The organism is Kineococcus sp. R86509 (assembly GCF_042466365.1).
In the GTDB taxonomy this organism is placed as follows: domain Bacteria; phylum Actinomycetota; class Actinomycetes; order Actinomycetales; family Kineococcaceae; genus Kineococcus.
Genome location: NZ_JAXHCE010000001.1, coordinates 818,655 through 830,898 on the forward strand (window position 1 = coordinate 818,655; position 12,244 = coordinate 830,898).

Here is a 12,244-nt window from a genome sequence, read left to right on the forward strand (position 1 = left end):
GGTTTGCCATCCTACTCCTCGACCGGTAGACATCTCAGTCACTGAGAGATTCACTGAACGAGGTGACCATGCGTTTCCTGACCGGCCGTCTGACGGCGTGGCTCGTGCTGCTCGCCGCGGTCCTCCTCGCCGGCGGGGTGAACGCCTTCGGGGGCGAGGCCCCCGCGGGCACCTCCGCGACCAGCGGGCCGCCCGCCTCGGCGGAGTCCGTCCGCGCGGCGGAGCTCGCCGCCACCCTCCCCGACGACGGGGCCGGGAGCCTGCTCGTCGTCTACTCCCGCGACTCCGCCCTCACCGCGGCCGACCTCGCCACCGCGAGCGCACTGGGGACCCCGATCCCCAGCGAGGACGGCCAGGCGGTGCTCGTGACCGTGCCCGTCCAGGTCGACGTCCCCCGCGAGGAACTGGCCGCCACCGTGACGGACCTGCGCGCCCGGGTCGCCCGCGACCTGCCCGCCGGGCTCACGGTCGAGGTGACCGGCGGGCCGGCGTTCAGCGTCGACATCGCCGACTCCTTCAGCGGCGCGAACACACGGCTGCTGCTGGTCACGGCCGCGGTGGTGGCGCTGCTGCTGCTCATCACCTACCGCTCCCCCGTGCTGTGGCTGATCCCGCTGGTCGTCGTCGGGATCGCGGACCAGGTCACCACCCGGTTGCTGGAGATCGTCGGGCGCCTCACGGACTCCCCGGTCGACCCCTCCGCAACCGGCATCACGAGCGTCCTCGTCTTCGGCGCCGGGACGGACTACGCCCTGCTGCTCATCGCCCGCTACCGCGAGGAGCTGCGTCGCGAACCCGACCGGCGCGCGGCGATGCGCAAGGCCCTGCGAGGGGCCGGGCCGGCGATCGCCGCGAGCGCGACCACCGTCGTGCTCGCGCTGCTGACCCTGCAGGCGGCCGTCCTGCCGGCGGACAAGACCATCGGCCGCGACGCCGCGATCGGGATCGTCGTCGCCCTCGTGTTCGGGCTGCTGGTGCTGCCGAGCGCCCTCGTGGTCTGCGGACGGCGGTTGTTCTGGCCGTTCGTCCCGACGGTGGGCTCGGTCGAGACGACCCGCACCGGGGTCTGGGCGCGGATCGCCGGGGCCGTCCTGGCCCGCCCCACCCGCATCGTCATCGGCTCCGTAGTGCTGCTCGGGGCGCTGGCCACGGGGCTGACCGGCGCGTCGCTGGGCCTGCAGCAGACCGACCAGTTCCGGGTCTCCGCGGAGTCCGTGGACGGCTCGCGCACGCTGTCGGAGCACTTCCCCGGCGCCGCGGCCGAACCCGCGCAGGTCCTCGTCCGCGGGGACGCGGGGAAGCTGGGCGCGGTGCTCGCCGCTGCCGAGGGTGTGACCGGCGTCGACGGGGTCAGGCCGGGACGCACCGCGGGGGCGGTCAGCGAACTGCTCGCCACCCTCGACGCCGAACCGGGGTCGGCGCAGAGCCGGGAGACCGTGGAGCGGCTGCGGAGCGCCGTGCAGGCCGTGGCCCCCGACACCCTCGTCGGCGGGACGGAGGCCGAGGCCCTCGACACCCGGACCGCGACGGTCCGCGACCTGCTGGTCGTGACGCCGCTGGTGGTCCTCGTGGTGCTCGTCGTCCTGATCGCGCTGCTGCGCTCCCTGGTGGCCCCGTTGCTGCTCGTGGCGACGGTGCTCGCGACCTACGCCGCCGCGCTGGGGGCCGCGAACCTGCTCTTCACCCACGTCGCGGGGATGCCGGGCCTGGACAACCAGGTCCCGCTGCTCTCGCTGCTGTTCCTCGTCGCGCTCGGGGTGGACTACAACATCTTCCTCGTCACGCGGATCCGGGAGGAGACCCCGGAGCTGGGGACGCGGGAGGCGGTCCGGGTCGGCGTCGCGGTCACCGGTGGGGTGATCACGAGCGCCGGGATCCTGCTGGCCGCGGTGTTCGCCGTCCTCGGCGTCCTGCCGCTCATCGTCCTGACCCAGATCGGGGTCGTCGTCGGCATCGGCGTCCTGCTCGACACGCTGCTGGTACGGACGGTCCTCGTGCCGGCGCTGTTCGCGCTGCTGGGCCACCGGGTGTGGTGGCCCAGCGCGCTCGACTCCCCGGACGAGCGTCAGACGCGGTTGACGGCCAGCACCTCGGACGTGCCGTCGGCGCGGTAGCGCAGCAGGGTGCGCGAGCCCGGGTCCACGTGGATCCGGCGCTGCATCCGCCCGTCCACCCCGAGGACGGAGCGGAGCAGCACCCGCAGCGGGTCGCCGTGGCTGACCAGGACGACCCGCTTCCCGGCCCAGCGCCGCAGGAGCGCGTCGCGGGCGGCGAGGACCCGTCGTTCCACGGTCAGCAGGGACTCCCCGCCGGGCGGGGCCGCGTCCGGGGAGTCGTTCCAGGCGGCGAACTCCCGGGGCCAGCGCTTGACGACCTCACCGGCCGTCAGGCCGTCCCACTCGCCGAAGTCGGTCTCGTCCCACTGCGGGTCGGTCACGACGTCGACACCGAGGGCGTCGGCGATGGCCCGCGCGGTCTGCTGGGAACGGCGCATCGTCGAGGAGACGACGACGTCGGCGCCCGCGACGTCCCTGCAGGCCGCGGCGGACCGCACTTCGGCGAGGCCGCTCTCGGAGAGTTCCGGGTCCTCGCCGTAGCGGCCGGAGACCCGGCGCTGCTCGGTCAGCAGGGTCGAACCGTGGCGCACGAGGACGAGGACGGTCGGCGGTGCGTCGGGGTCCGCCGCAGCGGCGGAACCGCCGGAGGCGGCCGCCGGGGCGACGGTCGCGCGCTGCCACTGCCGGCCCGCCGCGGCCGCGTCCATGGCCTCGTTGGCGAGACGGTCGGCGTGGGAGTTCTGCGCCCGCGGGATCCAGCCGAAGTCCACCAGACCCGGCCGGACCAGCGCGCGGGCCTCCTGGGCCAGGGTGCGCATGTCGGCGTGCTTGATCTGCCAGCGTCCCGACATCTGCTCCACGACGAGCTTGGAGTCCATCCGGACCTCGATCCGCGCGTCCGGGTCGATGGCGTGCGCCGCCCGCAACCCCGCGACCAGTCCGCGGTACTCGGCGACGTTGTTGGTGGCCCGTCCGATCGACTCGGCGACCTCGGCGAGGACCTCACCGCTCGTCGCGTCCTTGACGACGGCGCCGAAGCCGGCCGGGCCCGGGTTGCCCCGGGACCCGCCGTCGGCCTCGATCCGCAGCACGCGGGCCATCCTCAGAGACCCGACTGGTCCGTGCGCACGAGGATCCGCCCGCACTCCTCGCAGAACACGATCTCGTCGGAGGGCGAGGACCGGATCGTGGAGATGTCGGAGGCGTTGAGGTCGAGGTGGCACCCCTCGCACCGACGGGCCCGCAGCATCGCCGCACCGACCCCGCTGCGGGGCGCGCGGACCTTCTCGTAGAGGGCCACGAGGGCGTCGTCGATCCCCATGACGATGGCCTGGCGGCGCGCCAGGGTGGCGGTCTCCTCACCGGCGATGGCCGCGAGCGCCGCGTCGCGACGTTCGGTGACGTCGGCGATCTGCTCGGCGAGCTCGCTGTCGGTGGTGGTGAGCTCGGCCGCGGCGAACTGGACCTGCTCGAGGCGCTCCATGACCACGAGCTCCTCGTCCTCCAGCACTCCCTGCCGGCGTCCGAGGGACTCGAGCTCGTGCTCCAGGGCGGCGGCGTCCTTGGCCGAGACCCCGCCGGACTGCAGCCGCTTGGTGTTGCGGTCGGCGCGGTCGCGGACCTGCGCGACGTCACCCTCGGCCTTCGCGACCAGTCGTTCGACGTCGCTGACGAGGGTGCGGGCGGCGACGAGCATGTCCGCCGAACGACGGCGTTCCTTCTCGAGGCCGTCCAGCTCGACCTGCTCGGGCAGCGTCCTGCGACGGTGCGCGAGCTGTGCGAGACGGGTGTCGATGGCTTGCAGGTCCAGCAGTCGCTGCTGGTCGATCGCCGGAGCCTTCGGCATGCGCCGGCTCACTCTCCTCGGCTGGGGACGCGCAACGTCCAGGGGTCGGTGCGCGTGGTGGACACGTGGGCGACCACCGTACGGCCGAGAGCGGCCAACGCCACCACCAGGCGGTCCGCGCACCCCGCCAGCCACGGCCACTCGCTGGCCCAGTGGGCGACGTCGACGAGGTACGGGCGCCCGTCCTCGAAGCCCGCCCGCTCGCGGGCCTCGGAGGCGGGGTGGTGGCGCAGGTCGGCCGTGACGTAGACGTCGGCGCCGCTGGCCCGGACCTGGTCGAAGAGGCTGTCGCCCGATCCCCCGCAGACGGCGACCCGCTGGACCATCGCGTCGGCGTCCCCCGCGACGCGGACGCCCTGCTCGGTCTCGAGCAACGCCTGGGCCACGCGGTCGGCGAAGTCCCCGAGCCGTTCGGGGACGGTGAGGTTGCCGACGCGACCGATCCCGAGCTCCGGGTGCCCCGGCAGCGGGTCCAGCGGGACGAGGTCGTCGAGGTCGAGGACGCGCGCGAGGGCGTCGGAGACGCCGGGGGCGCCGGCGTCGGCGTTGGTGTGGGCGACGTAGATCGCCAGTCCGGAGCGGATCGCGCGGTGCAGGACACCGCCCTTGAACGTCGTGGCCGCGATCGAGTTCACCGGCCGCAGCAGCAGCGGGTGGTGGGTGACGAGCAGGTCCGCCCCGGCGGCGATGGCCTCCTCCACGACGGCCTCGACGGGGTCGACCGCGAAGTGGACCCGGCGCACCGGCACGCTCGGGTCACCGCAGACGAGACCGACGGCGTCCCAGGACTGCGCCCATTCCAGCGGGTGCATCGCCTCGAGGGCGTCGGTCACCTGGCGCAGGGTGGGGGGCTCGCCGTCCGGGGAGATCACGGGGGCTGACCCTAGCGGTCGGGCGGGCGCTACGGTGGTCCGGTTGGGGCCTGTAGCTCAGTTGGTAGAGCACCGCGCTTACACCGCGGCTGTCGTCGGTTCGAGCCCGGCCGGGCCCACCTCAGAGCTGGTCGAGCGCGCTCAGGTGCGTCGCCAGGGACCGGGGCGCGCCGAGTTCCCCGCGCAGGCTCCAGCGCACGGTGCCGTCGACGACCAGCAGCGACACGCGCTGCGACACGCCGAGGTCCTCGTCGAAGGCGCCCAGGTCACGGGACACCGTCCCGTGCGGCCAGAAGTCGCTGAGCAGCGGGAAGGGGTAGAACCGGTCCTCGGCCCAGGCCTTCAGGGACGTCACGGGATCGCAGGACAGCGCGGCGACCTGCACGCCCGCGTCGTCGAAGCGCTCGATCTCGAAGGCGAGGGAGCCGAGCTCGGCCGTGCAGTGCGTCGAGAACGCGGCCGGCACGAGGACCAGCAGCGCGGGCCCCTGGGCCCACAGCTCACGCAGGGCCAGCCGCTCGCCGTGCTGGTCTGGCACCACCGCGTCCGGGACGGGGAAGAGGTCTCCCCGTCCCGGCGTGGTGCGCAGCTCGTTCAGCGACGGCCGTTCTTCGGCGTCGTCATGCGTGTCCCCGCCCAGTTGGCGGAGGCGCTCACGCTCGTCGTCGCGTGCAGGCCCGCCGTGGGGGCCGCTTCGTCGATCTCGGCCGCGGGGACGTGGCCCGCGCGGTTCTTCTTCGGCGTCAGGAGCCAGACGATGCCGCCGTCGGCGAGGTTGGTGATGGCGTCGACGAGTGCGTCCACCAGATCACCGTCACCCTCGCGGTACCAGCAGATCACGACGTCCGCGACGTCGTCGGCGTCCTCGTCGAGCAGCTCGCTGCCGACCAGGTCCTCGACGGCCTGCCGGAAGTCCTCGTCGACCTGCTCGTCCCAGCCGAACTCCTGGACCAGTTGCCCGGACTTGAAGCCCAGCTTGGCCACTGCAGCCTCATCGGCCGCAGGGTCCGCGGTCGCACCCACTCGTGTTCCTGCCTCTCTCAAGGCCCCACTCCCGGTCGGTGGGGACGCTGAACGTGCTCGTGACCTCCTAGTGCACCGGAGAGTGCACCCCCAGCGCAAGGCGAACCGCCCGCACGGTGGGATCACGACCCCATCACGACTCGTCCACCGATGCCGCGGCGGGGGCTGCCGGGAGGCCCCGGGGGTGGCACTCTGAGCACGTGGGAAGGGTCACCGTCCGTACGCGCACTATCCGTCTCGACCTCGCCGAGGGGTCCGCCAGCGCCCGCCCGGACACCCTCGCGGTCGAGGAACCGCTGCAGCTCGAGGTCGACGGCGAGCAGCTGACGGTCACGATGCGCACCCCCGGCGACGACGTCGACCTCGCGCTGGGCTTCCTGCACGCCGAGGGCCTGCTGACCGGCGCCGACGACGTGGTCCAGGCGATCCACTGCACCGACGTGGGCCCCGACGGCGAACCGACGTACAACCTGCTCCGGATCACCGCCCGTCCCGGCAGCCGGCTCGCCGGTCCGCGGGTGGCCCGGCCCTTCACGACGACGTCGGCCTGCGGGGTCTGCGGCTCGGCCAGCGTCGAGGACGTCCTCGCCCGCGTCCCCGCCCCGCTGCACGAGGACGCGGTCGCGCTGCGCACCGACGTCCTCGCCGTGATGCCCGACACGTTGCGCGCGGCGCAGGCGACCTTCGAGCGCACCGGCGGGCTGCACGCGGCGGGACTGTTCGACGCCGACGGCACCCTGCTCTGCCTGCGTGAGGACGTCGGCCGGCACAACGCCGTCGACAAGGTCGTCGGCTGGGGCCTGCGGCAGGGGCGCCTCCCGTTGCGCGGCAAAGTGTTGGTCGTCTCCGGACGCGCGTCCTTCGAACTCGTCCAGAAGGCCGCGATGGCCGGGGTGCCCGTCCTGGCGGCGGTGTCCGCCCCCTCCTCGCTCGCCGTCTCGCTGGCCCGGGAGGTGGGGATGACGCTCCTGGGTTTCGTCCGTCCCCCGCGCGCCAACGCCTACTCCCGGGAGGACCGGCTGGTCCCTCCCGGGGCGCCGGAGGAGACCGGGGTGGGTCGGTGTCCGACGTCGGTCCTAACCTGAGTCCAGGAAGAGCTGGGCCCCCGCGGCTTCCAACCGGACCGCGGGACCCTCGACGACAGCGGGAGGACCACCACCGTGGCCAGACGCGATGAGGCGGGCAACGGCCCCGCCGGCAAGGGACCCATCCTCAACGGGATGCCCTCGCAGTTGCCGGACATCGACCCCGAGGAGACGGCCGAGTGGCTCGCCTCCCTCGACGGCGTGGTCGACGACCGCGGGAGCACCCGGGCGCGCTACCTGATGCTGCAGCTGCTGCAGCGCGCCCGTGAGCGCCAGGTCGGCGTCCCGAGCCTGACGGCGACCGACTACATCAACACCATCGGCCCCGAGAGCGAACCCTGGTTCCCGGGTGACGAGGACGTCGAGCGCCGCTACCGCGCCTGGATCCGCTGGAACGCGGCGGTCATGGTGCACCGCGCGCAGCAGCCGGGCATCGGCGTCGGCGGCCACATCTCCACCTACGCCTCCTCCGCGACGCTGTACGAGGTGGGGTTCAACCACTTCTTCCGCGGCAAGGACCACGCGGGCGGCGGCGACCAGGTCTTCATCCAGGGCCACGCCTCCCCCGGTGTCTACGCCCGCGCCTTCCTCGAGGGCCGCCTCAGCGCCGAACAGCTCGACGGCTTCCGCCAGGAGGTCTCCAAGGCCCCGAACGGGCTGCCGTCCTACCCCCACCCCCGGCTCATGCCGGACTTCTGGGAGTTCCCGACGGTCTCGATGGGTCTCGGCCCGGCGAACGCGATCTACCAGGCCCAGTTCAACCGGTACCTGCACAACCGCGGCATCAAGGACACCTCCCAGCAGCACGTCTGGGCCTACCTCGGCGACGGCGAGATGGACGAGCCGGAGTCGCGCGGCTTCGCCCAGCTCGCGGCCTACGAGGAGCTCGACAACCTCACGTTCGTCGTGAACTGCAACCTGCAGCGCCTCGACGGCCCGGTGCGCGGCAACGGGAAGATCGTCCAGGAGCTCGAGGCGTTCTTCCGCGGTGCCGGCTGGAACGTCATCAAGGTCCTCTGGGGCCGTGAGTGGGACACCCTGCTGGCCCAGGACAACCAGGGCGCCCTGGTGAACCTCATGAACGCCACCCCCGACGGGGACTACCAGACGTTCAAGGCCGAGAACGGCGCCTTCGTCAAAGAGAACTTCTTCGGGCGCGACCCGCGCACGGCGAAGCTCGTCGAGGGCATGTCCGACGACGAGGTCTGGAACCTCAAGCGCGGCGGCCACGACTACCGCAAGGTCTACGCGGCCTACCAGGCGGCGGTGAACCACACCGGTCAGCCGACGGTCATCCTGGCCAAGACCATCAAGGGGTACGGCCTCGGGCCGCACTTCGCGGGCCGCAACGCGACCCACCAGATGAAGAAGCTGACGCTGGAGGACCTCAAGCTCCTGCGCGACTCGCTGCGCATCCCGATCAGCGACGAGCAGCTCGAGAAGGACCCCTACCGCCCGCCGTACTACCACCCGGGTGAGGGCGACGAGTCGATCCAGTACCTGCGCAAGCGCCGAGCCGACCTCGGCGGGCCCGTCCCGCAGCGACGCGTCCAGCACGCTCCGCTGCACCTGCCGGGCGAGGACTCCTACAAGATCGCCGCCAAGGGGTCCGGCAAGCAGGAGATCGCCACCACCATGGCCTTCGTCCGCCTGCTCAAGGACCTCATGCGGGACAAGGAGTTCGGCAAGCGCGTCGTGCCCGTCATCCCCGACGAGGCCCGCACCTTCGGGATGGACTCGCTGTTCCCGACGATCAAGATCTACAACCCGCACGGGCAGCAGTACACCTCCGTGGACCGCGAGCTGATGCTCGCCTACAAGGAGGCCACCGACGGGCAGATCCTGCACGTGGGCATCAACGAGGGCGGTTCGATGGCCGCCTTCACCGCGGCCGGGTCGTCCTACGCCACGCACGGGCAGCCGATGGTCCCGATCTACGTCTTCTACTCGATGTTCGGGTTCCAGCGCACGGGCGACAACATCTGGGCCGCGGCCGACACCATGGCCCGCGGGTTCATGATCGGCGCGACGGCGGGACGCACGACGCTGACGGGTGAGGGCCTGCAGCACGCCGACGGCCACTCGCTGCTGCTCGCGGCGACGAACCCGGCGGTCGTGTCCTACGACCCCGCCTACGCCTACGAGATCGGCCACATCGTCAAGGACGGTCTGCGCCGGATGTACGGCGAGGACCCCGAGAACGTCATCTACTACCTGACGGTCTACAACGAGCCGATGATCCACCCGGCCGAACCGGCGGACGTGGACGTCGAGGGCATCCTGCGCGGCATGCACCGCATCTCCGTGGGCGAGGGCGACGGTCCCCGGACCCAGCTGCTCGCCTCCGGTGTCGGCGTGCCGTGGGCGCTGGAGGCCCAGCAGCTGCTGAAGGACGACTTCGGCGTCGTCGCCGACGTGTGGTCGGTGACGAGCTGGAACGAGCTGCGCCGCGACGGCCTGGAGAGCGACGAGCACGCGTTCCTCAACCCCGGTGAGGAACGTCGGGTGCCCTTCGTCGAGCAGAAGCTCGGGGAGACCACCGGCCCCGTCGTCGCGGTCAGCGACTGGATGCGTCAGGTGCCCGACCAGATCGCGCAGTGGGTCCCGGGCGACTTCGCCTCCCTGGGAGCCGACGGGTTCGGCCTGTCCGACACCCGCGCGGCGGCCCGTCGCCACTTCCACATCGACGGCCCCTCCGTCGCGGTCCGGGCCCTGGAGATGCTCGCCAAGCGCGGCGAGGTCGACTGGCGCGCACCGGGTCAGGCCATCGAGAAGTACGAGCTGCACAACGTCCGTGCCGGGCGCAGCGGCAACGCGGGCGGCGAGAGCTGATCCGGCGGTGACCACGCGATGAGCAGCCGGCAGCTGCTGCCCGAGGAGGTGGGGATCACCGTCCTCGGGCGGTTGCTGCTGGTCGGTCTCGGCGCCGGCGCGCTCATCGGGGGCGCGACCGGCGCCGTCCTCGGTGCGGGGACGGCGAGCGGCCCCTGGACCGAGGTTTACGTCTACCTCGGAGTGGTGGTCGGGCTCTTCGCCGGCGTGCTGACCCAGTCCGTGACCGCTCTCGTGGTGCACCTCGTGCACCACCGTGTGGCGTGGGGGACGGTGCAGCGCAGCGCCCTCGTGCCCCCCGTGCTGGCCTCGGGTGTCCTCGCGGTGCTGGCGGGGGACCCGCTGCCGGCCGACCTGGGCCTCGCGGGCGCCGTCGCCGCGGTGTCCCTGGCCGCGGTGGCGGCCGTCGCCACCGTGCGGTGGTGCCTGGCCCCCTACCCGCGGCCCCGGTGGTGACTCAGCGGCGCGCGCGGTCCGCCCGGGCCAGAGCGTCCTCGAGCTCCGTGCGCAGCTGCACGACACGGCCGGTGTCCGGGTGGTCGGCGAGCGCCTTGAGGTGACGCCGCGCCTCGGCGAGGCGACCGGCGTCGATCGCGGCCGCCACCAGGTGACGGCCGGCGTCGAGGTCGTGGTCGCGCGGGCGCCAGTGCCCGACGCCGAGACTCAGGGCCTCGTCGTTCATCCCGGCCTCGCGCAGGCCCGCGAGCGCCGCGGCCAGGGCCTGTCCGCTGGTGTCGCGGTCGGCCGCGATGCCGAGCCGACGCAGGGCCGCGTCCCGGTCGTCGGTCAGCGAGAGCCGCCCGAGCACCAGCAACGGTCGCCACGCCCTGGGGCTCTGGGCGAGTTCCTCCGCGAGGGCCCACACCGCGTTGTCCGCGGCGCGCTGCACCTCGGCGGGGTCGGGGGTCGCGTCCTGCGACTCCCGTCCGCTCAGTTCCTCGTGGGCCAGGGCGGCGCGGGTGCGGACGAGCTCGGCCAGGGCGGCGAAGGCCCGTTCGTCGTTGGGGTCCTCGCGCAGCACCTCGCGCAGCTGGGCCTCGCCCAGCACCGCCTCGGCCTGCTTCGCGCGTCGACGCGGACGGCGGCTGGTCGGGCGGGCATCGGGAACGGTTGCGGGGCGCGGCGTGCGCCACCTGTCGAGCAGTCCCATGCGTCCCCTTCCGTGGACCCCCCGGGGAACGTCCCCGGAGGTCGTCGGGCGGGTCACCCGGGCTGACCCTAGCCCAGCCGGGGGAACCCGGCCCCTCGCGTGCACCCGGCACCCGCGGTCGAGACCGGGGGTGGGCCCCCCACGCCCTACGCTCGCGTGCGTGTCCACCGCCCGGTCCGAACTGTCCCCGCCGACGGTCCGACGCCTGGAAGCGGCCCAGGGATCCTTCGCCTCCGCGATCGCGGCCCGGATGGACTCCGCCCACCCCTGGTACGCGGCGCTGCCCGCGGACGAGCGTTCCTGGGTCGGTCTGGTCGCCCAGGCCGGGTTCGGCGACTTCCTGCGGTGGCTCTCCGAACCCGAGCCCGACGTCCTGGCCGGGATCGCGGTCTTCGGGACGGCGCCGCGGGAGCTGATGCGCTCGGTGACCCTGCAGCAGACGGTGGAGCTCGTCCGGACGGCGATCACGGTCGTGGAGGAGGGACTGGACGCGGTCGTCGGCGACGGTCACCCGGCGGAGCAGGTCATCGCCCGCCAGGCCCTGCTGCGCTACTCCCGCGAGGTCGCCTTCGCCGCGGCCGCCGTCTACGCCCGGGCCGCGGAGGCCCGCGGCGCGTGGGACGCGCGGCTGGAGGCGCTGGTCGTCGACGCGGTGCTGCGTGGCGACGGCGAGGACACCATCGCCTCCCGCGCGGCGGCGCTGGGCTGGAGCCTCGACGAGTCGACGACCGTGGTCATCGGTCCCTCCGGCGAGACCTCCGCCGGCGCGGTGGCCCGGATCCGGACGCTGGCCCGCGCGGCGGGCGGCGAGGCGCTCGTCGGTGTGCAGGGTGACCGCCTCGTCGTCGTCCTCACCGGCGGACTGGACGTGCAGGCGACGGCGGAGCAGCTGGCGCGCAGCGAGTTCGGGCCCGGGCCGGTGGTCGTCGGGCCCACCGTCGCGACGTTGCCCGTCGCCGCGCGCTCGGCCCGGGCGGCGCTCGCGGGGGTCGTCGCGGCCCGCGCGTGGCCGGAGGCCCCCCGGCCGGTGCTGGCCGACGACCTGCTCCCCGAACGCGCCCTCAGCGGGGACGCGACGGCGAGACGCGCCCTGGTGGACCGCGCCTACGTCCCCCTCGAGGAGGCCGGCGGGGCACTGCTGGAGACGTTGACGGCCTACCTCGCCCACGGCGGGTCGTTGGAGGCCTGCGCACGCTCGCTGTTCGTCCACGCCAACACGGTTCGCTACCGACTGCGACGGGTCGCCGAGGTCTGCGGCTGGACGCCGTCGGCCCCGCGGGAGCGCTTCGTCCTGCAGACGGCTCTGGCGTTGGGCCGGTTGTCGCAGGCCGGGCCGGGTGGGCGGGCAGAGGGCCCACCGCTCGGTCGCTGAACCGTTC

Annotated in this window: 11 protein-coding genes and 1 tRNA gene; 6 read left to right on the forward strand and 6 right to left on the reverse strand. The window is 73.5% G+C overall.

Annotated features, from left to right (window positions below; translation table 11 throughout):
• Window positions 1-68: 68 nt before the first annotated feature.
• Window positions 69-2,114 carry an MMPL family transporter gene (locus SJY07_RS03935; RefSeq protein ID WP_380157169.1) on the forward strand — a complete coding sequence of 682 codons (2,046 nt, stop codon included), beginning with the start codon at window positions 69-71 and terminating at the stop codon, window positions 2,112-2,114.
• Here SJY07_RS03935 and SJY07_RS03940 read toward each other — a convergent pair.
• Genes SJY07_RS03940 through SJY07_RS03950 form a run of 3 tightly spaced genes read right to left on the reverse strand, consistent with a single transcriptional unit; the run spans window position 2,066 to window position 4,775 of the window.
• Window positions 2,066-3,157 (reverse strand): bifunctional RNase H/acid phosphatase, encoded by a 1,092-nt coding sequence (locus SJY07_RS03940; protein ID WP_380157171.1) that lies wholly within the window; start codon window positions 3,155-3,157, stop codon window positions 2,066-2,068. The genes SJY07_RS03935 and SJY07_RS03940 overlap by 49 nt on opposite strands.
• A gap of 2 nt (window positions 3,158-3,159) precedes the next feature.
• Window positions 3,160-3,903 carry a C4-type zinc ribbon domain-containing protein gene (locus SJY07_RS03945; protein ID WP_328295537.1) on the reverse strand — a complete coding sequence of 248 codons (744 nt, stop codon included), beginning with the start codon at window positions 3,901-3,903 and terminating at the stop codon, window positions 3,160-3,162.
• 8 nt (window positions 3,904-3,911) lie between these two features.
• Entirely contained in the window at window positions 3,912-4,775 is an 864-nt protein-coding gene (locus SJY07_RS03950) for a Nif3-like dinuclear metal center hexameric protein (RefSeq protein ID WP_380157173.1), read from the reverse strand.
• Between the two features lie 46 nt (window positions 4,776-4,821).
• Between SJY07_RS03950 and SJY07_RS03955 the strand changes: the two genes are divergently transcribed.
• Window positions 4,822-4,894 (forward strand) — tRNA-Val (locus SJY07_RS03955).
• 2 nt (window positions 4,895-4,896) lie between these two features.
• On the opposite strand, the gene SJY07_RS03960 is transcribed toward SJY07_RS03955, so the two are convergent.
• Both SJY07_RS03960 and SJY07_RS03965 read right to left on the reverse strand, forming a co-directional pair.
• A complete protein-coding gene (locus tag SJY07_RS03960) occupies window positions 4,897-5,415 on the reverse strand; it encodes a redoxin domain-containing protein (protein ID WP_380162147.1) in 519 nt (172 codons plus the stop codon).
• On the reverse strand, window positions 5,370-5,798 hold the full coding sequence (locus tag SJY07_RS03965) for a DUF3052 domain-containing protein (RefSeq protein WP_380157175.1): 429 nt from the start codon (window positions 5,796-5,798) through the stop codon (window positions 5,370-5,372). The genes SJY07_RS03960 and SJY07_RS03965 overlap by 46 nt, the downstream gene beginning before the upstream one ends.
• A 200-nt stretch (window positions 5,799-5,998) precedes the next feature.
• Between SJY07_RS03965 and fdhD the strand changes: the two genes are divergently transcribed.
• From fdhD to SJY07_RS03980, 3 genes are all read left to right on the forward strand, one after another.
• Window positions 5,999-6,883: a formate dehydrogenase accessory sulfurtransferase FdhD gene (gene fdhD, locus SJY07_RS03970; protein ID WP_380157177.1), complete on the forward strand. Its 885-nt coding sequence runs from the start codon at window positions 5,999-6,001 to the stop codon at window positions 6,881-6,883.
• A gap of 135 nt (window positions 6,884-7,018) precedes the next feature.
• Entirely contained in the window at window positions 7,019-9,715 is a 2,697-nt protein-coding gene (gene aceE / locus SJY07_RS03975) for a pyruvate dehydrogenase (acetyl-transferring), homodimeric type (RefSeq protein ID WP_328296283.1), read from the forward strand.
• An 18-nt stretch (window positions 9,716-9,733) separates the two neighbouring features.
• Window positions 9,734-10,171, forward strand: coding sequence for a hypothetical protein (locus SJY07_RS03980; protein ID WP_328295533.1), 438 nt, complete (start codon window positions 9,734-9,736; stop codon window positions 10,169-10,171).
• Window position 10,172: 1 nt separating this feature from the next.
• Here the strand turns inward: SJY07_RS03980 and SJY07_RS03985 are convergent, their stop codons facing one another.
• Window positions 10,173-10,865, reverse strand: coding sequence for a hypothetical protein (locus SJY07_RS03985; RefSeq protein WP_328295532.1), 693 nt, complete (start codon window positions 10,863-10,865; stop codon window positions 10,173-10,175).
• Between the two features lie 160 nt (window positions 10,866-11,025).
• Between SJY07_RS03985 and SJY07_RS03990 the strand changes: the two genes are divergently transcribed.
• Entirely contained in the window at window positions 11,026-12,237 is a 1,212-nt protein-coding gene (locus tag SJY07_RS03990) for a helix-turn-helix domain-containing protein (protein ID WP_328295531.1), read from the forward strand.
• The last annotated feature ends 7 nt before the right edge of the window (window positions 12,238-12,244 follow it).

What these genes read in the sequence shown, in the direction of transcription:
- SJY07_RS03980 (WP_328295533.1), top strand. Translation starts at nt 9,734, where the DNA reads ATGAGCAGCCGGCAGCTGCTGCCCGAGGAGGTGGGGATCACCGTCCTC.
- aceE (WP_328296283.1), top strand. Translation starts at nt 7,019, where the DNA reads ATGCCCTCGCAGTTGCCGGACATCGACCCCGAGGAGACGGCCGAGTGG.
- SJY07_RS03935 (WP_380157169.1), top strand. Translation starts at nt 69, where the DNA reads ATGCGTTTCCTGACCGGCCGTCTGACGGCGTGGCTCGTGCTGCTCGCC.
- SJY07_RS03945 (WP_328295537.1), bottom strand. Translation starts at nt 3,903, where the DNA reads ATGCCGAAGGCTCCGGCGATCGACCAGCAGCGACTGCTGGACCTGCAA.
- SJY07_RS03985 (WP_328295532.1), bottom strand. Translation starts at nt 10,865, where the DNA reads ATGGGACTGCTCGACAGGTGGCGCACGCCGCGCCCCGCAACCGTTCCC.
- SJY07_RS03940 (WP_380157171.1), bottom strand. Translation starts at nt 3,157, where the DNA reads ATGGCCCGCGTGCTGCGGATCGAGGCCGACGGCGGGTCCCGGGGCAAC.